Raw genomic sequence first — 21607 nt, 5'->3', positions numbered from 1 at the left:
TTTGGGATGCGTACTTGAAACGGGAAAGGTAAAGTTAGGCACTTATTCCTGATTCCGCTTGAAAACAGAAAGGTATTTGAATGGATATTGCAGCGTACATGGCTGAGGTTGGGCAGCAAGCCCGAGCAGCGGCAACCGGAGTGGCTCGTTCGACCACGGCCGTGCGTAATCAGGCGCTCCTGGCGACGGCCGAGGCTCTGGATGCAGCCCGGGAAGAACTGGGCCTGGCCAATGGCAAAGACCTGCAGAGGGGCCGTGAAAATGGCCTGGATGCGGCGATGCTCGATCGTCTGGAGCTCACGCCCCAGCGAATCGATACCATGATCGAGGGCCTTCGTCAGGTCGCGTCGTTGCCGGACCCGATCGGTGCCATTACCGACATGGCCTACCGTCCCTCCGGTATCCAGGTGGGCAAGATGCGTGTTCCGCTTGGCGTCATCGGTATTATTTACGAGTCACGCCCCAATGTGACGGTCGAGGCTGCGAGTCTGTGCCTGAAATCCGGCAATGCAACCATTCTCCGGGGCGGCTCCGAGTCCATTCATTCCAACCAAGCCATCGCCCGTTGTCTTTCTGAGGGGCTGGCGAGAGCCGGGCTGCCCGAGAACGCGGTACAGGTAATCAAAACAACGGATCGCGCGGCCGTGGGTGAGTTGATCACCATGCCGGAGTATGTCGATGTGATTGTGCCCAGAGGTGGCAAAGGCCTGATCGAGCGCATCAGCCGAGATGCCCGGGTGCCGGTCATCAAGCACCTGGATGGTGTCTGTCATGTCTACATCGACAGCCATGCGGATCCGGAAAAGGCGATGAAAGTGGCGATCAATGCCAAAACCCATCGGTACGGTACCTGCAACACCATGGAAACCCTGCTGGTCGACGCCGAGATCGCTGAGGATATCCTGCCTCTGCTTGCGCAGGCCTTCGTTGAGAAAGGTGTGGAACTGCGGGGCTGTGAACGGACCCGGGCCATCGTAGACGGCGTGGCAGAAGCCACCGAGGCGGACTGGGAGGCCGAATACCTGGCTCCGGTGCTGGCGGTGCGCGTGGTTGACGGGCTGGATGGCGCTATTGAGCATATCAACCGTTACAGTTCCCAGCATACCGACAGTATCATCACCGAGAACTACACGAGGGCGCGTCGGTTCATCACGGAGGTGGATTCCAGTTCGGTGATGGTTAATGCGTCCACGCGCTTCGCGGACGGCTTTGAGTATGGTCTGGGGGCTGAAATCGGTATCTCCACTGACAAGATCCACGCCCGGGGTCCGGTGGGGCTCGAGGGGCTCACGTCCCAGAAGTACGTGGTCTTCGGTGACGGGCATATCCGGACCTGATGCCCATGCATGTCATTTATGGTGGAACCTTCGATCCGGTGCATCATGGCCACCTGAGGCTGGCCCTTGAAATCAGTGACCGTCTTGGCGTGGAGTACGTCAGCCTGGTGCCCTGTCATATTCCGCCGCATCGGGGCCAGACCGGGGCTTCCTCTGGCCAGCGCCTGGCGCTGCTGAGGCTGGCGGTGGCCAACGAGCCCCAGTTACGGATTGACGACCGGGAACTGGCGCGGGAGGGGGCCTCCTACACGGCCGATACCCTGCGTCAGCTGCGGGCCGAGCTGGGACCCCGTGAGCCCCTGGTGATGGTGGTTGGCACCGATGCCTTTGCCGGGTTCGATCGCTGGCGGGAATGGCAGCAGATTCCGGAACTGGCCCACGTGGTGGTAGTCCGCCGGCCCGGTCCGGCGCTGGACCCCGCGGGCGAGCCTGCCCGGATGCTGGCGGAACGGGGCGTGAGCGGTCCCGAGGCCCTGCACGAGAGGGCCTTTGGCCATTTCCTCGAGCTGGATCCACCACTCTTGGATATTTCCGCCACCGGCATCCGGGAACGGATTGGTGACGGGCGGTCGCCACGCTACCTGATGCCGGATCCCGTATGGGCAGAAATTCGTCGCCTGGGGCTCTATGGTGCATGCCCCGACGGGAACTTTTAGTGCTACAATCGCGTCTGAATATGACATTTCGGGCGGCCATACCGGCAAACGCCCGTCCAACAGGGTGATTATGCAGGCAGAGCAACTGAAAGATCTGGTAATTAATGCGCTTGAAGATGTGAAAGCACAGGACATCAGCGTGATTGATGTCCGTGACCGCACCAGTGTCACCGACTTCATGGTTCTGGCATCCGGAACATCCAATCGACATGTAAAATCCCTCGCCGACTCCGTTGTAATCGAAGCCAAAGAGCAGGGTGTGCGGGCCAGCAATGTTGAAGGCGCTGGCGTCAGCGACTGGATCCTTGTGGACCTGGGCGATGTGGTTGTTCACGTGATGATGCCTGCCACACGGGAGTTTTACGATCTGGAGCGCTTCTGGCGCGATGCTCCCGATCTTGGTGTTGCGGGCAGCGAATAATCATGCGGTTACGCCTGATCTGCGTGGGGCAGAAAATGCCCGACTGGGTCAGTACCGGATTCGGAGATTACGCTCGCCGCATGCCGCCGGAGCTACCCGTGGAACTGGTTGAAATTCCCGTCGCCCACCGGGGCAAGAATCCCGACATTCCCAGACTGATGCAGCGTGAAAGTGACGCCATCCTCGCGGCGACTGGTCCGAAAGACCGGGTGATCGCACTGGAGGTTGGCGGTCGCCCCTGGTCGACGGAAAAACTGGCGACCCAACTGGAAAACTGGCAGCAGGATGGCCGAGATGTGAGCTTTCTGGTTGGCGGACCAGACGGCCTTGCCGAAGATTGCCGGAAGCGGGCCGACCAGCAGTGGTCGCTGTCCGCGCTCACCTTGCCCCACCCGCTGGTACGCATTGTTCTGGCAGAACAGCTGTACCGGGCCTGGTCGATCACCCGCAATCACCCGTATCACCGGGCCTAGGGGCTAGTTATGCCATGGGGTGAATTCAAGGATACAGCGGCAGAACGCCGGCTCTTCCAGCGCCGGACCCTGGTAATGCTGGCTTTTGTAATGCTGGCGATTGGCGGCCTTATTGCGCGGATGTACCAGCTTCAGGTCGTCGAACACGAGGTATACACCACCCTTTCGGACAAAAACCGCGTCCAGGTTCAGTCAGTGCCACCCCCGCGGGGGCTGGTGTACGATCGTAATGACACCCTGCTAGCCGAGAACCGGCCCGTTTTCAGCGTAACGCTCGTTCCTGAGCGGGTGCAGGGCATGGATGATACCCTGGCTCAGCTTGGCAAAATCCTGGAGATTTCCGACGAAGACCGCGAACGTTTCCAGCGCCGGCTTCAGGAACCCCGTCGACCCTTCCAGGAAATTCCCCTCCGCTACGACCTGAATGAACAGGAGATGGCCCGTCTCGCTGTGCATCGTCATGAGCTTCCTGGGGTAGAGGTCAAGGCTGAGCTTGTTCGTTTCTACCCGCACAGTGAATTGACGGCCCATGCCCTTGGCTTTGTCGGGCGTATCAACCGCGACGAGTTGCAGCGGATCGATCCGGTCAACTATGCCGGCACCAACTACATCGGCAAGTCGGGCATCGAACGTTTCTATGAAGAGATCCTTCACGGTCAGGTCGGCTACCAGCACGTTGAAACCAACGCACGGGGTCGAACGCTGCGAGTTCTGGAGCGGGAAAACCCTGTGCCTGGAGAAGATCTGCAGCTGCACCTGGATCTAAGGTTGCAACAGCGCGCTCACGAGCTATTGGACGGTCGCAGGGGTGCCATTATTGCGATTGAACCTGATACCGGTGGCATTCTTGCCCTGGCCAGTGTGCCGGGTTTCGACGCCAATAAATTCGTTACCGGGATCAGCGTCAACGACTATCGGGAGCTGAGCGACAGTAAGGACAAGCCCCTGTTCAATCGGGCCTTGCGGGGGCAGTACCCTCCGGGTTCGACGGTGAAACCTATGCTCGCAGTAGCCGCCCTTGATAGCGGGGCCACCACCCGGGATTACACCATCTGGGATCCCGGGCATTTCCGTCTGCGTGAAGGCGGCCGGCTATGGCGGGACTGGAAGCGTACCGGACATGGCTGGGTTGATCTGAAGGATGCGGTGGCCGAATCCTGCGACGTTTATTTCTACGAGGTGGCCGTGGAGATGGGGGTGGATACCATGCACAGTTATCTGTCCCATTTCGGTTTCGGAGAAGACGCTACTCTCGATGTCTCGGGTGCCCTGAGCGGTTTGCTGCCTTCCCGGGACTGGAAACGCGCGGTCCGGAATGAGCCCTGGTATCCGGGGGATTCCGTCAATATGGGCATCGGTCAGGGTTTCATGCTGGCTACACCCTTGCAGTTGGCGACGGCAACCGCCTTGATAGCCAACCGTGGCCGATGGGTAGAGCCAAGGCTGCTGAAAGACATCAAAGGGGACCGGCCAGTCGAGGAATTCCTGCCTGCCGAGACTCACGAACCGCTCAATCTCAAGAACTCCGACGACTGGGAATATGTCGTCGACACCATGGTTGAGGTCATGCATGGGCCGAAAGGAACGGCACGCTCTGTCGGCCGGGGTGCGTCTTACAAGATGGCGGGCAAGACTGGTACAGCGCAGGTTTTCAGTCTTGCAGAAGATGAAGAATACGATGAAGAGGAAATCCGCGAGCGGCTCCGGGATCACGCGCTTTTTGTCGGTTTTGCGCCGGCGGATAAACCGGAAATCGCGGTTGCTGTCATTGTCGAAAACGGGGGCAGCGGCAGTGGTACCGCCGCGCCGGTGGCCCGGGCTCTGTTTGATTCCTGGCTGCTTGAGTACAACCAGGCCGATGGCGCACTGGTCAGTGGGGTTGGTGAGGTGGCCAACTGATGGCTTTCAAGGCGTTACTGGATTCAACCGCGAGCAATCCACTTGGCCGGCACCGAAGTATCTGGACCGCGCTGCATCTGGATCCAATTCTTTTGCTCCTGCTGCTTCTGCTGGTTTCCGGCGGGCTGTTCGTTCTGTACAGCGGCGCTGACCGGAACTTCGAAGTCGTCAAGGCCCAGGGCATACGCCTGGGTGTCGCGTTTGTGGTGATGCTGGTGTTTGCCCAGCTGGATCCTTCGGTGTTCCGCCGATGGGCGCCCTGGCTATACGCAGCCGGCATTGTTGCATTGATTGCCGTCATGCTGGTTGGTGTCGGTGCCAAGGGCGCTCAGCGTTGGCTGGCGATACCGGGGCTGCCTCGTTTCCAGCCCTCGGAGCTTATGAAACTGGTGGTTCCCATGATGGCGGCCTGGTACCTGTCCAGGCATTTCCTGCCACCGAGGTTCCGGCATGTGGCTGTGGGGCTCGCGATCGTTCTTGTGCCCATGATCATGATCATGCAGCAGCCGGATCTGGGGACGTCGCTGCTGGTGGGCATGGCGGGCATTTTCGTGGTGTTTTTCGCAGGCATCAGCTGGAAACTGATCACCGCTTTTGTGGCCCTGGTGTCCGTGTCGGCTCCGCTGATGTGGTTTTTCGTCATGAGGGAATATCAGAAACAACGGGTACTGACACTCCTCGATCCGCAAAGTGACCCCCTGGGTGCTGGCTGGAACATCATCCAGTCCAAGACGGCGATTGGTTCCGGGGGTGTGGACGGGAAAGGCTGGCTGCAAGGGACTCAGTCACACCTTGAGTTTCTTCCGGAGAGCCATACCGATTTTATCGTTGCGGTGCTGGCGGAGGAATTCGGTTTTGTAGGTATGCTGATCCTGATGACGGTGTATTTCCTGATTATCCTTCGTTGCCTGTACATTGCCGTCACGGCTCAGGACTCGTTCAGTCGGCTGCTGGCCGGTGCGCTCACCATGACGTTCTTTATCTACATCTTCGTGAATGTCGGGATGGTAAGCGGACTTTTGCCCGTGGTTGGTGTGCCATTGCCCCTGATCAGCTATGGTGGCACTTCGGGTGTGACACTGATGGCAGCGTTTGGCGTTCTGATGTCGATCCATACGCATCGACGAATGATTGGTGCCTGAGCGGTGGTCAATCGAACCATGGCGGTCGGGTAATGGTGATTGCGGCGCAGAACCCGTTACAATGATAGCCAGAGCGCCGAACACCTGACGGCGGTGCCAGTGAAGTGAAGAGGAACTCCGGACAGTGAACTTCAAGCCATCATTCTTTCTCCTGCTGACGGTTGTGGTGTCCGTGATACTCGGCGGCTGCGCGTCAGCTCCGGAAACCGACCACTCCTCTCGCTATACCCTGGCGACCGACAGGGCGCCCTCGGGCAATTTTGATGTCTCCGGGCTTGATGATGCGGTCCCGGTTTATGAGGCGCCCCGCAGGGCCGGTAATAAATCGCCCTACAAGGTCTGGGGAAAGCAGTATCACGTCCTTGACAGCAACGACGGTTATGTTGCCCGGGGTACGGCCAGCTGGTACGGCGAAAAATTCCATGGCCACAAGACGTCCAATGGCGAAACCTTTGACATGTATGCCATGTCCGCCGCGCACAAATCCCTGCGGATTCCTGGTTTTGCCCGGGTAACGAATCTGGATAATGGCCGCTCGGTGATCGTCCGTGTCAACGATCGTGGGCCTTTTCACAGCGACAGAATCATCGATCTGTCCTACGCTGCCGCTAAAAAGCTGGGCTACCAGGCCCGGGGCACGGCGAGGGTGGAAGTCGCCGCCATTACGGTCAGGCCGGATGGATCCATGTTCATTGCCGGTCAGCCCTTTTCTCCGGGAGACGCGACCACATACGCAGAAAGCCGGGTGAAGGCAAGCGGCGACATGGCAATGAGCAACCGGTCATTGTTTGTACAGCTGGGCTCCTTCAGCAGCCGGGACCCGGCCGAGAAGCTGCTCAGCCAGGTAAGGTCGGTGCTGGAAAACCCGATGCGTGTTCGGGCTGTTGATACCTCCTCGGGGCGATTTCACCGGGTTCAGGTGGGCCCGTTCAGCGATGAAGACAGCGCCAGGCGCACCCAGAGCCTCCTGGAAGCTCGGGGTTTCGATCAGTCCATCGTGCTGACCGATACGCACTGAGCATGGCAAACAAGACACCTTCATAAGAAACACACTTAACGACGAATGAATGGACCCATGGCCTTAAACTCTGTTTTTCGAACCCTATCTATTGTCTTTGTGTTGATGCTTGCTCTGACAGGCAAGGCGATGTCCCAGGCGGTACTGATTCCGTCGCCGCCGCAGATTGCTGGCAGCTCTTATGTGCTGATGGATCCCAAGAGCGGACGGATCATCATGGAGGAGAACAGCCACGAGCGTTTGCCGCCCGCCAGTCTGACCAAAATGATGACCGCGTATATCGTTGAGCGGGAGCTTGATGAGGGCCGGATTGCCATGTCCGACATGGTGCCGATCAGCGTGAATGCCTGGAAAACCGAGGGGTCCCGAACCTTCGTCCGGGAAGGCACTCAGGTGTCGGTTGAGGATCTGCTCAGGGGGGTGATCATTCAGTCGGGCAACGATGCCTCAGTCGCCCTTGCGGAATTTGTTGCTGGTAGCGAAGACGCCTTCGTTGATATCATGAACCAGCAGGCCCAGTTGCTGGGCATGAAAGACACCAACTTTGAAAACGCTACCGGTCTGCCGTCGCCGGATCATTTTTCAACGGCCTATGACCTGGCCATGCTGGCGCAGGCAATCATCAATGATTACCCGGAAAACTATCCGCTGTACGCTGAAAAGCACTTCACCTATAACAATATCCGCCAACCGAACCGGAACAGCCTGCTCTGGCGTGATGACAGCGTCGATGGTCTGAAGACCGGTCACACCGAGGAAGCTGGCTACTGTCTGGTTGCTTCGGCCAAGCGCAACGACACCCGCCTTATTGCGGTCGTCATGGGTACCAACAGCTCAGAAGCTCGGGCTCAGGAAATCCAGAAGATGCTGAATTACGGCTTCCGCTACTACGAGAGCGAACGCCTGTTCCAGTCCGGCCAGGAGCTGATTGAAGCCCGTGTCTGGGGTGGCCAGACTGACCAACTGTCAGTAGGCATGACCGAAGACGTCTATGTCACCATTCCTCGGGGTTCAAGAAACGATCTGGAGTCCACGGTTGACCTTGATTCTGTGATCAAAGCACCCATCAAGGTCGGGGATGAGCTGGGACGGGTCAAGGTGTCCTATAACGGTGAGGTACTGGTTGATCAGCCGGTGCTGGCCCTGACCGAAGTTCCGGAGGGCGGATTCTTCAAGCGCATCTGGGATGCCATCAAGCTCTTTTTCGTTCAGTTATTTCAGTAGGGTGATGTTGATCCCGGGGAGTAAAGCGGCATGAGTCAGCCGAAAGCACCAAAAATTGAGTTTCCTTGCGACTACGTGATCAAGGTGATCGGCAATGCAGCGCCGGATTTCACCGAGTTCGTGGTTGAGGTTGTGGAGCAGCATGCGCCCGGGATCAGCGAAACCGACATCACGGTTAACGACAGCAGCAAGGGCCGGTTTTCCTCGGTCCAGCTCAAGATTGTGGCAACGGGTGAAGCACAGCTCAAAGCCCTGTTCAAAGATCTCAAGGCCAGCGGCCGCGTGCACATGGTGCTCTGAGCCCGATGCCTGACCTGATTGTTCGATCCCTAGGGGAGCAGCCCTACCTGGAAACCTGGGAGGCCATGAAAGCGTTCACCGCCGACCGCGATGACAGCGTGGCGGACGAGTTATGGTGCCTTGAGCACCCCCGGGTCTATACCCAGGGCCAGGCGGGTAAGGCGGAGCATATCCTCGCTCCGGGCGATATTCCGGTGATCCCGGTTGATCGGGGCGGGCAGGTGACCTATCACGGGCCCGGTCAGTTGGTGATTTACCTGATGATCAACCTGACTCGAAAAAAAATGGGTGTGCGTTCCCTGGTGGATGAGATTGAACAGTCCATAGTCCGCACCCTGGCCGGTTTGGGTATTGAGGCCGCCCCCAGGCCGGATGCGCCCGGTGTTTACGTGGGAGATGCCAAGATCGCTTCCCTCGGCCTCAGGGTTCGCCGTGGTTGTTCTTTCCACGGACTGGCATTGAACGTGGATATGGACATGGAACCCTTCCAGCGGATTAATCCCTGTGGCTATGCCGGCATGGCCATGTGCCAGGTGCGGGACTTTGTTCCGGGTATAACCCTGGCCGACGTGCAGCAACGACTGTCAGAGCAACTCGTCAACGGCCTGGCCCGCGGGGATGTCGAGTTCTGCCAGGGTTGGTAGTTCAGGCCGCCGCTTCATCCTCATAACCGCAGGCGCGGTTTCGGCCCTCGGATTTGGCCCGGTACAGGGCTTCATCTGCCCGCTGAAGGAGGCGGTCGATGGACTCGGATCCCCGGATTGATGCCACGCCCACACTGATTGTGGCCTGCACCTGACCCTGCTCGGTGCTGACGGATCTTTCGGAAAATGCTTCCCGGATCCGGTTGGCAGATGACATGGCCTCCTCGGTGGTTGTCTCCGGCAGCAGTACCAGGTATTCCTCACCGCCCCACCGGGCCAGGGTGTCAACCTTGCGACATTGCTCCCGCAGGGTTCTGGCCACCAGGGTGATCAATTCGTCCCCGACGTGATGTCCGTAGTTATCGTTGACGCTCTTGAACAGGTCGATGTCCATCAGCAGTACAGAAAACGACCGGGCGTTGCGAAGGTAGCGCTGGTATTCGATGTCCAGCTGCTCGAGGGCTTCCCGTCGGTTGGCAAGGCCGGTGAGTGCATCATGCTTGGCCGCATACTCGAATTCCGCGGCCAGCTTCAGCAGGCCCAGTTTGCTGCGCCGGCGGCTCTGGTCAAGGATGTAGCAGGTGACCATCTCAAAGCCGAGAACCGCCACCATGGTAATCCGGAAACTGGTGCTGTGAGGGGGCTCAAACAACAGGTCGCCCAATGGGCTGAACAGCAGAATGACGGCTGCAAATCCGGCGCCGCAGGCGAGCACGCCAACCCGGGATTCGCTGATGTAAAAAATGATGGGAGGGTAGGCAAACAACCAGACAATGGCTGAGCCATCTTCCACTGCAAAGATCGCGAGGTAGGTGAACAGCACTGTGATCAGGGTAATGAAACCCCGTCGCTGCAGGGTTTTGTTTCCGAACAGCAGATAGGTTACAGAATTGATCGCCAGAAGGATGGCAAAGGCAACCAGCAACAGCGGCGTGATCGGATCCTTCTGCATGCTCGAACGCCAGCCAAAAAACAACAGCAGGGGAACGGCAACGGTAGTCAGCCAGTTGATCAGAATCGGGACAGGAATCTCGCCCTTGACCCGGAACTGGGACAGTTCCGTATCCGGCGTTTTTCTGGCGGATTGCGGCATGTTCGGATCTTGTTCTTGTGATAATCGTTGCTGGACCTTACGTATGTAGAAATAGTAGACCGGTTTCCTGCCAGAAACTGTGTCGAAACGTAAACGATCCGGTTGCCCAGATGTAAACCGGCGACGGTGTTGGCACATTGGCCCCGTGGCCGCAGAAAGCCGGTCGACTCGGTTAGGTCAGCTCCCCTGACTATCCGTATAATGGAGTTAGACGCCAAACGTGGTGAAATTCTCTGATCCGAACAGGTCATTATGTCTTCCAGACGTTCAGGAAATTCGGTTTCCCGCATCAAGACAGGCAGTTTCGAGCGCAGGTTGAGCCTGACCCGTGCCGGGTTGTTTGCGGGTACCCGTATGGCTTCGCATATGGCAACCAACTGGTTCAGCAGCCGGGAAAACCGGGAGAAGCGCCACCGCGCCATGCTCTCTAACCAGGCGCGGTTCCTGGTGGATGAGCTGGGACAGCTGAAGGGTAGCGTGGTCAAGATCGGCCAGGTCATGGCCCTGTATGGCGAGCATTTCCTGCCCGAGGAAGTTACGGAAGCCCTCCATACCCTGGAGGACCAGACCACGTCACTGGAATGGCCGGCCATTGAGCGCGTTCTTAAAGACGAGCTGGGAGCCGATCGCCTGGCTCAATTGGATGTGGAACCCGAACCCATTGGGGCGGCCTCGCTGGGGCAGGTGCACCGGGCCTGGCGCAAAAGTGACGGCCTGGAATTGGTGCTTAAGGTTCAGTACCCCGGCGTTGCCGATGCGGTTGATAGCGATTTGAATGCGGTTGCCCAGTTGTTGCGGGTGGCAAGGCTGGTCAGTTTTGGCCCGGAGTTTAATGACTGGCTGGAAGAAGTCCGGCAGATGATGCACCGGGAAGTGGACTATCGTCTGGAGGCGAAAACCACCGAGAAATTCCGCACCATGCTGGCGTCGGATCCGAGGTTCATCGTACCCAGGGTGCTGCCGGAATTCTCAACGGCGCACGTGATTTGTTCGACCTACGAACATGGCCATTCTGTCAGTTCCCAGGCGGTAAAAGACCTTCCTCTGGAGCGTCGGAGCGCCCTGGGCAAGGCTGCCCTGGAGCTGTTCTTCCGCGAGCTGTTCGTCTGGGGTGAGATACAGACCGATCCGAACTTCGGCAACTACCGCATCCGGATTGCTGGCGAAGAAGGTGATGACCCGGGTTACGACCGCATAGTCCTGCTTGATTTCGGGGCTGTTCAGGCCTACTCGGATGACTTCCTCAAACCGGTTATCCAGATGATCAGGGCGTCCTATGAGAACGATCTGCAAGCCGTGATTGATGGTGGTGTCAAGTTGCGCTTCATGAGCACCGAGTGGCCCGACGAAGTGCTGGAGAAATTCGGTCAGGTGTGTATGTCGGTGCTCGAGCCGCTATCCAGTGACAAGGACGCCTGGCCGGATTATGCGGTAAACAGCCACGGCGAATATCGCTGGAAGCAGAGTGAGTTGCCGTCCCGGGTAGCAAGACAGGCCGCCCGATCGGCTATCAGTCGGTATTTCCGTGTGCCTCCGAAGGAATTTGTTTTCCTTAACCGGAAACTGATCGGGGTCTACACCTTTGTTGCGGTGCTGAATTCCGAGTTCAACGGCGAGCCACTGCTCAGGAAATACCTCTACGGTGAGGGTGATGACGCGCCGGATGCCTCGGCAACAAGCCAGAGCACGAAGGCGTAGCGGGCGCCCTTGCCAATCCCCACCAGAATGACAAAGTTGAGCCAGGGCACGCGCATGATCCCGCCAACGAGGGTCAGCGCGTCACCCCCCAGGGGCAGCCAGCCCATCAACAGTGACCACTGGCCATAACGGTTAAATCGGTTCCGCGCCTTGTGCAGCTGCATTTCGCTGACCGGAAACCAGCGCTTATGCTTAAAGCGATCCACCTGCCGGCCGATAACTCCGTTAACGACCGAGCCCAGCGTGTTGCCCAGCGTTGCCCAGAACCAGAGCCACCACCAGGAGTAGCCCTGGGTTATCAGGGTACCAAGCAGGACTTCCGAGTAGGCAGGCAGCAGCGTGGCGGCAGCGAACGCGGTCAGAAATAGCGTCAGGTAGGCCACCGTGCCCTCCGTGCTTTAAGATGAAACGAACCTCCAACATTCCGCAGGTCCGGCCTTACCATGAAACAGTTATCGCTGCGCTTCAAGCTCTATGCCCTCGTTGTGTCACTGCTCCTGATTATGGGCATTAGCATTGTAGTCACGGCCCAGTTATCCCTCGGCGACATGGAAGAAAGACTGACGGCAGAAACCCAGGATACGGTGCAGGGTATTGTGATGGATCAGCTAGGCGCAACCGCCGGCAAATATGGTGAGCTGGTCAGTGGCCAGTTTGCGACCGCTTTTCGCACGCCGGAAGTCGTTCGCAACGTCATCATCCGTAATATTCAGGCCGACAGCTCCGGGCGTATCAGCCGGTCAGCCCTTCAGGAGACCGTTGGCGCGGTTCTGGAGGAGCAGAAAAGCCTGAGCTCGATCTACGCCCAGTTCGAACCGGATGGCTACGATGGCCAGGATCGCTATTTCACCGGTGGTGTTGAAGAGCACAGCAGCGACGAGGGCACCCTGGAGATATACTACTACCGGGAGCCGGACGGGCAGGTCCAGTTCAGACGCACAGAGGACCCCTCCACCAAGTATCTGGATAACCTCAACGAATTCGGGATCAGGGAAGCTGAGTGGTATCTCTGTTCGCGGGATACCAAAGCGCCCTGCATTATGGAGCCCTACGAATATGAAATCAGTGAGGGCTATTCCGAGCTGATGACCAGTCTGGTGGTTCCGATTCTGGATGACGGAACATTCGCCGGTGTGGTGGGTGTCGATATCAATCTTTCGACCCTGCAAAAAACCATTGCCGGTGTCAGCCAGGAGCTGTTTGGAGGCCAGTCCAGGGTCACGCTGATCAGTGAGCAGGGTCTTATCGCGGCCTCCAGCCATTATGAGTCGCACCTTGGCCGGCCTCTGCAGGAAGCCGTGCCCGATCACGGCAGCACCTTCGCAGGGCTGCACCAGGGTGAGGGCACCTTTGATGACGGTCAGACCCTGGCCGTGGCCTATCCCGTGGAGATCCGGTTGCCGGATGCCGAGTGGTCGCTGCTGATCGAGTTGCCCCGGGATGCCGCGCTGGCAAGCGTTTCGGAAATTACTGGCCTGTTGTCGGACGAAGTTGCCGCCACCGCCACTCGCCAGAGCCTTGTGGGTATCGGTGTGGTTGTCCTGGCCATTGTGGCCCTGGTGCTGCTGGTGCGCTCGGTGACCCGCCCGCTGGATGAAATTCGGGATCGTATGAAGAACCTGGCCAGCGCCGAAGGAAACCTGACCCGTGAACTGGAAATCGACACCCACGCCGAACTGATCGAGCTGGCCGGCGGGTTCAATGCCTTCCTGGCGCGTCTGAGAGAAATGATCAATGATCTGAAGGACGTGAATGTAAAGGTCCGCGAACAGGCCAGGGATGTAGGCAGTATTGCGGTCGAGACCGATGAACAGACAGGTCGACAGCACCAGGACATCGACAGCGTGGTCACCGCCATGAACGAAATGTCCGCCGCTGCAGGAGAGGTGGCAGGGTTTGCCGGCGAAGCGGCCGATAACGCCCGGATGGCCCAGGACGGCATCCGGTTTACCCAGGATACGCTGTCATCGGCGGTGAATGGAGTGAGCGCGGTGGCCAACGATATGGGCGAGGCCAGTACAGCGATCGGGCAGGTGGCCAATCGCAGCGAGGATATCAATCGCATCCTGGATGTCATCCGGGGCATCGCCGAGCAAACCAACCTTCTTGCCCTCAACGCTGCCATCGAGGCCGCCAGGGCTGGCGAACAGGGACGCGGATTTGCCGTGGTTGCCGATGAGGTCCGCACGCTGGCCTCCCGCACTCGGGAATCCACCGATGAAATCAGCACCATGATCGACGGCCTCAAGCAGGATGTGAACGGTGCCGTTTCGGTGATACAGAGCGGCGTTGATCGCGCCACCTCGGCGGTTGATGGCACCCAGGAAGCGGCCCATTCGCTGGCCACGGTAGTCGACCGGATCGGGACCATCGTGGAGCATGTAACCCAGGTGGCCACTGCGGCGGAAGAACAGAGCTCGGTGAGCGAGGAAATCAACCGCAACCTCACTCAGATCGGTGACGCTGCCAACGATCTCCGGGAGCTTGCCGGCAGGGTCAAGGGCAGTGGTCAGGCCCTGGACCACGAGGTGCAGGTTCTGGAGCGTGAGCTCAGCCGGCTCAGAACATGATGGCTCGCTACTATGGCGGCGATTCAAAGCATCAATTTTCAATTACCGGGTGCCGTGTCATGATTCGCTCATGCGATTTTAATCCCGGAATTTACCGCCAGAGATCTTGGAGGTGTTTATGGAGCAGGTCACGATTTACGGCCGCTCAAGTTGTGGGTTCTGTGTGCAGGCCAGGCACCTGTGTGAGGCCAGAAACATTCCCTATGTGTGGGTCGATATGATCGAGAAGGGTATGAGTAAGCAGGATATTGCCGACAAGATCGGCCGGCCAGTTTACACAGTGCCGCAGATTCTTGTGGGGAGCCAGTATGTGGGAGGTTTTGATCAGTTCTACGCCTATGTTCGAGACCATCAGGCGGAATTGGCTCGATAGCTCACAGCGATGACTCTTCAAGCAACCAAAAAAGCCTGACAGCGTAAACTGTCAGGCTTTTTTATTCGCTGAGTCCTGCAGTGGACTAGAGTTCAAAATCCGTTTTCAGCTTCTTCTCGGTCAGCGTGTTCTGGAGCCTGGCAACCCGAGGCAGGCCATTATCGAACGGCGGGAAGCTCTCTCCGGCAATGAGGGGCTCCAGGTAGTCCCGGCAATCCTGGGTGATACCAAAGCCATCGTCGGTGATGAAGTGGATCGGCATCTTCTTTTCCTGGTTTGCCACCTCACTGAGGGGCGCTTCGCCAATCTTCCAGCGGTACGGCTTTGCCTGCTCGCGCACGATGGTGGGCATCAGCGCCTGCTTGCCTTCCAGGGCCATTTCCACCGCTGCCTTGCCAACCGCATACGCCTGTTCAACGTCGGTAGCGGCGGCAATGTGGCGGGCGCTGCGCTGCAGGTAGTCGGCAACGGCCCAGTGGTATTTGTGGCCCAGGGCCTGTTTGACCATATTGGCCAGGGCCGGAGCAACACCACCGAGTTGGGTGTGGCCAAACGCGTCCTTGGCTCCGGCATCTGCCAGGAACCGGCCATCTTCATACTGGGCACCTTCGGAGGCGACGACAACACAGTAGCCGTATTCCTTCACACAGTGGTCTACGCGCGCCAGGAAAGCGTCGCGATTGAAAGGAATTTCAGGGAACAGAATGATGTGGGGCGGCTCGCCCTCGCCCTGTCCCGCCAAGCCGCCGGATGCGGCAATCCAGCCGGCGTGACGGCCCATCACTTCCAGGATGAACACCTTGGTGGATGTCTCGCACATGGATTTGATGTCGAGGCTGGCTTCCAAAGTGGACGTGGCAATGTACTTGGCAACCGAGCCGAAGCCCGGGCAGCAGTCGGTGAACGGCAGGTCGTTATCCACCGTCTTGGGCACGCCGATGCAGGTAATGGGATATCCCATTTTGTCCGCGATCTGGGAGACCTTGTAGGCGGTATCCTGTGAATCCCCGCCGCCGTTATAGAAGAAGTAGCCAATGTCGTGAGCCCGGAATACCTCAATCAGACGCTCATACTCGCGGCGGTTTTCGGAAATGTTCTTTAGCTTGTGGCGACAGGAGCCGAAAGCGCCGCCCGGGGTATGAATCAGTGCCTGGATGTCATCGTCGCTCTCGAGGCTGGTATCAATCAGTTCTTCCTTCAGCGCCCCGATAATGCCGTTGCGTCCGGCAAACACTTTGCCGATTTTGTCCGGATGCTTGCGGGCAGTCTGGATGACGCCACAGGCACTGGCATTGATGACGGCGGTGACACCGCCGGACTGAGCGTAGAATGCGTTCTTGATGGCCATCTCGGGCTGGAGCCTCCTGCTGGTTCGACAATGGCGCAGATGATACGCCAATCGCCGGCAATTTTCATGAGCAGGATTGCGGATAGCATGGCTCTTGACGGGGTGGGGCGGATACGGGAGGCTTGTCGGGTTTCAACTCAGAGGGCAGTTGCCGAATGCACATTCATATACTCGGAATCTGTGGCACCTTCATGGGCAGCCTGGCGGTTCTTGCCCGGGAGCTTGGCCACACCGTGACCGGCTCTGATCAGGGTGTTTATCCGCCCATGAGCACGCAGCTGGAGGCTCAGGGTATCAGCCTGATGGAAGGCTACAGCGCGGATCACCTTGAGCCCAAACCGGATCTGGTTCTGATCGGCAACGCCATGTCCCGGGGCAATCCGGAAGTCGAAGCGGTGCTTAACCGGAACATTGACTACATGTCCGGGCCCGAGTGGCTGAGCCGCGAGGTGCTTCGGCATCGTTGGGTGATGGCGGTGGCCGGTACCCATGGCAAGACCACAACCACGTCCATGCTACTCTGGATCCTGGACCAGGCCGGGTTCGAACCGGGTTACCTGGTGGGCGGTGTTCCCCGGGATTTTCCCGTCTCGGCACGGCTGGGCAACAGCGACTTTTTTGTGATCGAGGCGGATGAATACGACAGCGCCTTCTTCGACAAGCGCTCCAAGTTCGTTCATTACCGTCCCCACACCCTGATCCTGAATAATCTGGAGTTTGATCACGCGGATATTTTCGACAACGTCGAAGCGATTGAGCGACAGTTCCATCATCTGGTTCGGACTGTCCCCTCCCAGGGCCTGATCATTCGTCCCGCAGTAGATCGCCACCTGGATAATGCCCTGGAATTGGGCTGCTGGAGCCCGGTCCAGGACACCGCCATTGGCAGCGAGACTCCTCGCATGTCGGATTGGCGCGCCGAGCTGCTCTCGGAGGATGGCAGCCGGTTTCTGGTTATTCACCACGAGCAGCCGGTGGCAACGCTGAAGTGGGATCAGACCGGTCTTCACAATGTCCGAAACGCCCTGTCTGCCATTGCCGCTGCCCGCCATGTGGGTGTCACTCCCGATCATGCCGTGGCGGCGCTTTGCCGGTTCTCTGGCGTCAAGCGGCGCATGGAGTTGCTGGCAGACATCGACGGCGTGCGGGTCTACGATGACTTCGCCCATCACCCGACTGCCATTGCCACCACCCTTGAGGGCTTGCGTAATCAGGTGGGTGAGGAGCCTATCCTGGCGTTGATTGAACCGCGCTCGAACACCATGAAGCAGGGCGTTCACCGGCAGACGTTGCTGCCAAGTGCAGAAACCGCCGACCGGGTTCTGTGGGCCAACCTGAACAACATGGACTGGCTGCCGGAACTGATTTCCGGATGGCAGGCGCTGAACGCTGGTTCGGAGAGGCACAGGGTAGAGGCCTCGGTGGAAGACTTGCTGGCACGTACCCTGGAAGATCTGTCCAGCCCCTGCCACATTGTGATCATGAGCAACGGTGGCTTTGGCGGTATCCACAGTAAACTCATTGCCGAGCTTGAGCGTATTCGTGGCTGATCCGGCGTGGCCGGTGACTTTTCCTGACTGACAAGTGGCGACATCCATGAGCAACGACCAGAACCGGCCTTCAACAGTTAACCTGGCCATGACCGGCGCCTCGGGCGCCCAGTATGGTCTGCGCCTGCTGCAGTGCCTGGTATCGGCCGGCTGCCGGGTGAATGTGATGGTCAGCCGGGCCGCGCAGGTAGTGATCGCCACGGAAACCGACCTCAAGCTGCCGGGAACCCCGCCGGCCATGCAGGAAACCCTGTCTGCCTATTCAGGCGCGGAGCCGGGCCAGGTTCTGGTGTTTGGCCGGGAAGACTGGTTTGCACCGCCGGCCTCCGGTTCCGGGGAGAAAGCGCCGCTGGTGGTATGTCCCTGCAGTACGGGAACGCTCTCGGCCCTGGCGACCGGCGCCAGCAATAACCTGATCGAGCGGGCCGGCGATGTGGCCATGAAGGAACGTCGCCCGCTGATTCTTGTGCCCAGGGAAGCGCCTTTCTCCGAGGTGCATCTGGAGAACATGCTGAAACTGACCCGCATGGGTGCGGTCATCATGCCGGCGAGCCCCGGCTTCTACCACAAACCCCAGGCAGTCGAGGACCTGGTGGACTTTATTGTTGCCCGAATCCTTGATCATCTGAATCTGCCCCAGGATCTCATGCCCCGGTGGGGCGAAGCCCGAGCCCAGGACAAGCGCAAGGGCTGACCCTGCTCCGGGCGATGGTTTTGGTCAGCCCGATTGATGCTTTTCATCATTGAGCAAACCGGGCTCCGGGCAGAGACTTGGTGAACGACAATCACAACACAGGTCATTCACCGAGGTTCACCATGATTCCACGTACTCTCTTCGACGCCGACCTTGAAGGCTTCCGCGATTCTGTCCGCAAGTTTCTGGAGCAGGAGGCTGCGCCTTACCATGATCAGTGGGAGAAAGACGGCCAGGTCAGCCGCGAACTCTGGCAGAAGGCCGGCGAGCTGGGTTTTCTGTGTCCCTGCCTGCCGGAGGAGTTTGGCGGTGTAGGCGCGGACTTCCGGTACAGCGCGGTGTTGATCGAAGAGGTCGCCAGGGCCGGCTTGACGGGGATAGGCTGGGGCCTGCACTCTGACATTGTTGCGCCTTACGTGCTCAACTACGGCTCGGACGAGCTGAAAAATCATTATCTGCCCAAACTGGCCAGTGGTGAAATGATTGGCGCCATCGCCATGACCGAGCCGGGGGCCGGCTCGGATCTGCAGGGTGTGAAAACCACGGCGGTCAAGAACGGCGATCATTACGTTCTGAACGGTTCGAAAACCTTTATTACAAACGGTCAGCTTGCCGATGTGGTTATTGTGGTCGCCAAGACCGACCCGAAGGAAGGCGCCAAGGGTATCAGCCTGTTCATGGTGGAGACCGCCTGGGAAGGGTTTGAGAAAGGCCAGAACCTGAACAAGGTGGGTATGAAGGCCCAGGACACCTCCGAGCTGTTCTTCCAGGACGTAAAAGTACCTGAGAAGAATCTGATAGGTCCGGGCGAAGGCCAGGGCTTTTTCCAGCTCATGCAGGAGCTGGCGGCCGAGCGCCTGCAGGTGGCGCTGGGGGCTGTTGCCGCTGCTGAAGCCGCCTGGCAGTGGACCCTGGATTACGTCAAGGAGCGTAACGCCTTCGGGAAACCGGTGATTGCGTTTCAGAATACCCGCTTCAAGATGGCGGAAATGAAGGCGGAAATTACCGCTGCCCGGGTGTTCACCGATCGGTGCCTGGAGCTGCATCTTGACAAGAAGCTCGACATCCCCACCGCGGCGATGCTCAAGCAGCTCACTACAGACCTGCAGTGCAAGGTAATGGATGAGTGCGTGCAGCTTCACGGGGGCTACGGCTACATGTGGGAGTATCCGATCGCACGGGCCTGGGCAGACTCGCGGGTGCAGCGGATCTACGCCGGCACCAATGAAATCATGAAGGAAATCGTTGCCCGCTCATTCTGAACCCTCGCCAGATGGGCTGGTCATAAGGGCAACGAAGGGCAGTGCTGGCGCTGCCCGGTTCCTTTGATCAGGAGAGGCACAGATGAACAAGCCGTTGGGGCGAGAAACCCGTTTCGATGTGAGCAACCTCGAAGAACTTGCACCGATGGCTGACTATTCGCTCATGGATAGTCTGATCTGCGATCCGGATGCCACGTCCGATGGTGTTGATCACCGGCCAAGGCAGGTCTTTTCGGGGCATTATGTCCCGGTCAGGCCCACGCCCATCGAAACCCCTGAATACGTTGCCCACAGTGAGGATTTGTTCCGCGAACTGGGTTTTGCCGACAGCCTGGCCCAGTCCGACGACTTTATCCGGATGTTCTCCGGAGACCTCTCACAGGTGCCGGCGCCCATGAGCAAAGTCGGCTGGGCCTGTGGCTATGCACTTTCCATCTACGGCACCGAATACACCCAACAGTGCCCGTTCCAGACCGGCAACGGCTATGGCGACGGTCGCGCCATTTCGGTTTTGGAAGCTGTTCTGAACGGTCAGCGCTGGGAAATGCAGCTCAAGGGTGGCGGACAGACGCCGTATTGCCGTGGTGGTGATGGCCGTGCGGTCCTGCGTTCCAGCGTTCGTGAATTCCTGGCCCAGGAGCACATGCACGCACTGGGTGTGCCGACCTCCCGGTCGCTGAGCCTCTATGTTTCGAAAACAGAGAGAGTACGGCGCCCCTGGTACTCTCCGGGCTCCCATTCCCTGGATCCCGACCAGCTCATTTCGGAGCCGGTTGCCATCTCCACACGTGTCGCCCCGTCCTTCATTCGGGTGGGCCAGCTGGAACTTTTCGGGCGCAGGGCTCGAAAGCAGGAGCACCCCCGCGCCCATGAAGAACTCGAACAGCTGGTGCTGCACCTGATTGATCGGGAGTACCACGGTGTTATTGACCAGTCCCTCGATACGCCCACAAAAATCGTGATGCTCGCGCGGGAGTTTCGCGGCCGCCTTGCCTCGCTGGTGGCGAACTGGATCCGGGTTGGTTACTGCCAGGGCAATTTCAACAGCGACAATTGCGCCGCTGGCGGTTTCACGCTGGATTACGGGCCTTTTGGCTTCTGCGAACTATTCGAGCCGTTCTACCAGCCCTGGACCGGTGGCGGGCAGCACTTCTCTTTCCTTAACCAACCCGCAGCGGCGGAACGGAACTTCAAGAGTTTCTGTTCGGCCCTTCAGCCGCTGCTGGCAGATCACGAGAACGAACAGGCGCAACTCCAGGAGATTCACGGTGGATTTGCCGAGGTAATGCAGGCGGAGCTGGAAAAGATGTGGGCAGCGAAGCTGGGCCTTGGCACTTTTGACGCCGAACTCTTCAGGGAACTGATTACGCTGATGACCCGGACCCCAGTGGATTATACGATGTTCTTCCGGGAGCTTTCCTCCGTACCCGAAGACATCGAACCCCTCAAAAACAGCTTCTACAGATCATTGGATGAGTCAGCAGCGGCCGATCCGGAAGGGCTACTCAACCGCTGGTCAGAGTGGTTTGCCAGATGGAAATCGCAGATTGGGATCGATGACTCCACTGTCAGCTCCCAATTCCGTGAGGAGCTATCCCGCAACATGAAGCTGGTGAACCCCAAATACACCATGCGTGAGTGGTTCGTGCTGCCTGCCTATCAGCGAGCAGCAGAGGGCGATTACCAGCCCCTGCGTGCCTTGCAGGGTGTTTTGACGCAACCCTATGCCGAGCAGTCGAATGCGGTTGAGGCGCAATACTACCGGCTGAAGCCGTCGGAGTTGTTCAACCTGGGTGGGGTTTCACACTACAGCTGCTCGTCGTGACTGAAGCCCCGTCTGGTTACCAAACTTTACAAATTGCCAAACCTATCAAGGTCTACAGCCACCACATCCCCTAAAGTAGC

The 21607-nt window shown here is 58.7% G+C and carries 20 protein-coding genes; 17 read left to right on the top strand and 3 right to left on the bottom strand.

The window, feature by feature from the left end:
* The first annotated feature begins 80 nt into the window (after positions 1 to 80).
* The 10 genes from GJU83_RS13840 to lipB all read left to right on the top strand — a co-directional run bounded on the left by GJU83_RS13840 (position 81) and on the right by lipB (position 9114).
* Entirely contained in the window at positions 81 to 1337 is a 1257-nt protein-coding gene (locus GJU83_RS13840; protein WP_153634584.1) for a glutamate-5-semialdehyde dehydrogenase, read from the top strand.
* Between the two features lie 5 nt (positions 1338 to 1342).
* Positions 1343 to 1993 carry a nicotinate-nucleotide adenylyltransferase gene (gene nadD / locus GJU83_RS13835; RefSeq protein ID WP_153634583.1) on the top strand — a complete coding sequence of 217 codons (651 nt, stop codon included), beginning with the start codon at positions 1343 to 1345 and terminating at the stop codon, positions 1991 to 1993.
* A gap of 70 nt (positions 1994 to 2063) precedes the next feature.
* A complete protein-coding gene (rsfS, locus tag GJU83_RS13830; protein WP_064227041.1) occupies positions 2064 to 2414 on the top strand; it encodes a ribosome silencing factor in 351 nt (116 codons plus the stop codon).
* A gap of 2 nt (positions 2415 to 2416) precedes the next feature.
* Complete coding sequence (gene rlmH / locus GJU83_RS13825) at positions 2417 to 2887, top strand: 23S rRNA (pseudouridine(1915)-N(3))-methyltransferase RlmH (RefSeq protein WP_069183963.1); 471 nt, start codon at positions 2417 to 2419, stop codon at positions 2885 to 2887.
* A 9-nt stretch (positions 2888 to 2896) separates the two neighbouring features.
* The gene (gene mrdA, locus GJU83_RS13820) at positions 2897 to 4786 is read left to right on the top strand and encodes a penicillin-binding protein 2 (protein WP_153634582.1); all 1890 of its coding nucleotides are present in this window, start codon (positions 2897 to 2899) and stop codon (positions 4784 to 4786) included.
* Positions 4786 to 5928, top strand: a complete 1143-nt coding sequence (gene rodA, locus GJU83_RS13815) for a rod shape-determining protein RodA (protein ID WP_153634581.1) — start codon at positions 4786 to 4788, stop codon at positions 5926 to 5928. The genes mrdA and rodA overlap by 1 nt, the downstream gene beginning before the upstream one ends.
* 124 nt (positions 5929 to 6052) lie before the next feature.
* Positions 6053 to 6946, top strand: a complete 894-nt coding sequence (locus GJU83_RS13810; protein WP_153634580.1) for a septal ring lytic transglycosylase RlpA family protein — start codon at positions 6053 to 6055, stop codon at positions 6944 to 6946.
* A 57-nt stretch (positions 6947 to 7003) separates the two neighbouring features.
* On the top strand, positions 7004 to 8170 hold the full coding sequence (locus tag GJU83_RS13805; protein ID WP_069183959.1) for a D-alanyl-D-alanine carboxypeptidase family protein: 1167 nt from the start codon (positions 7004 to 7006) through the stop codon (positions 8168 to 8170).
* A 30-nt stretch (positions 8171 to 8200) separates the two neighbouring features.
* Positions 8201 to 8470: an HP0495 family protein gene (locus GJU83_RS13800; protein WP_153634579.1), complete on the top strand. Its 270-nt coding sequence runs from the start codon at positions 8201 to 8203 to the stop codon at positions 8468 to 8470.
* A gap of 5 nt (positions 8471 to 8475) precedes the next feature.
* Positions 8476 to 9114, top strand: a complete 639-nt coding sequence (gene lipB, locus GJU83_RS13795) for a lipoyl(octanoyl) transferase LipB (protein WP_153634578.1) — start codon at positions 8476 to 8478, stop codon at positions 9112 to 9114.
* Position 9115: 1 nt separating this feature from the next.
* Here the strand turns inward: lipB and GJU83_RS13790 are convergent, their stop codons facing one another.
* On the bottom strand, positions 9116 to 10207 hold the full coding sequence (locus tag GJU83_RS13790) for a GGDEF domain-containing protein (RefSeq protein ID WP_153634577.1): 1092 nt from the start codon (positions 10205 to 10207) through the stop codon (positions 9116 to 9118).
* Positions 10208 to 10459: 252 nt separating this feature from the next.
* Between GJU83_RS13790 and GJU83_RS13785 the strand changes: the two genes are divergently transcribed.
* Positions 10460 to 11905, top strand: coding sequence for an ABC1 kinase family protein (locus GJU83_RS13785; protein WP_069183955.1), 1446 nt, complete (start codon positions 10460 to 10462; stop codon positions 11903 to 11905).
* Here GJU83_RS13785 and GJU83_RS13780 read toward each other — a convergent pair.
* Entirely contained in the window at positions 11845 to 12288 is a 444-nt protein-coding gene (locus GJU83_RS13780) for a YqaA family protein (protein WP_064227051.1), read from the bottom strand. The two genes, GJU83_RS13785 and GJU83_RS13780, sit on opposite strands and share 61 nt — an antisense overlap.
* Positions 12289 to 12348: 60 nt before the next feature.
* Here GJU83_RS13780 and GJU83_RS13775 point away from each other — a divergent pair, with 60 nt between their 5' ends.
* Both GJU83_RS13775 and GJU83_RS13770 read left to right on the top strand, forming a co-directional pair.
* Entirely contained in the window at positions 12349 to 14475 is a 2127-nt protein-coding gene (locus tag GJU83_RS13775; protein WP_153634576.1) for a methyl-accepting chemotaxis protein, read from the top strand.
* 118 nt (positions 14476 to 14593) lie between these two features.
* Positions 14594 to 14848, top strand: coding sequence for a GrxA family glutaredoxin (locus GJU83_RS13770; protein ID WP_153634575.1), 255 nt, complete (start codon positions 14594 to 14596; stop codon positions 14846 to 14848).
* Positions 14849 to 14933: 85 nt separating this feature from the next.
* Here the strand turns inward: GJU83_RS13770 and GJU83_RS13765 are convergent, their stop codons facing one another.
* Positions 14934 to 16196, bottom strand: coding sequence for a 6-phosphofructokinase (locus GJU83_RS13765; RefSeq protein WP_069183953.1), 1263 nt, complete (start codon positions 16194 to 16196; stop codon positions 14934 to 14936).
* Between the two features lie 155 nt (positions 16197 to 16351).
* Between GJU83_RS13765 and mpl the strand changes: the two genes are divergently transcribed.
* The 4 genes from mpl to GJU83_RS13745 all read left to right on the top strand — a co-directional run bounded on the left by mpl (position 16352) and on the right by GJU83_RS13745 (position 21527).
* Positions 16352 to 17746 carry a UDP-N-acetylmuramate:L-alanyl-gamma-D-glutamyl-meso-diaminopimelate ligase gene (mpl, locus tag GJU83_RS13760; protein ID WP_153634574.1) on the top strand — a complete coding sequence of 465 codons (1395 nt, stop codon included), beginning with the start codon at positions 16352 to 16354 and terminating at the stop codon, positions 17744 to 17746.
* A gap of 46 nt (positions 17747 to 17792) precedes the next feature.
* Positions 17793 to 18440 (top strand): flavin prenyltransferase UbiX, encoded by a 648-nt coding sequence (locus GJU83_RS13755; RefSeq protein WP_153634573.1) that lies wholly within the window; start codon positions 17793 to 17795, stop codon positions 18438 to 18440.
* 122 nt (positions 18441 to 18562) lie between these two features.
* Positions 18563 to 19702: an acyl-CoA dehydrogenase family protein gene (locus GJU83_RS13750; RefSeq protein ID WP_069183950.1), complete on the top strand. Its 1140-nt coding sequence runs from the start codon at positions 18563 to 18565 to the stop codon at positions 19700 to 19702.
* A gap of 82 nt (positions 19703 to 19784) precedes the next feature.
* The gene (locus tag GJU83_RS13745; RefSeq protein WP_153634572.1) at positions 19785 to 21527 is read left to right on the top strand and encodes a protein adenylyltransferase SelO; all 1743 of its coding nucleotides are present in this window, start codon (positions 19785 to 19787) and stop codon (positions 21525 to 21527) included.
* Positions 21528 to 21607: the final 80 nt, after the last annotated feature.

Origin of the sequence: Marinobacter salsuginis (genome assembly GCF_009617755.1) — a bacterium.
Taxonomy (GTDB): domain Bacteria; phylum Pseudomonadota; class Gammaproteobacteria; order Pseudomonadales; family Oleiphilaceae; genus Marinobacter; species Marinobacter salsuginis.
The sequence above is the reverse complement of the archived record's forward strand: the minus strand, read 5'-3'. Positions and strand labels throughout refer to the sequence as shown.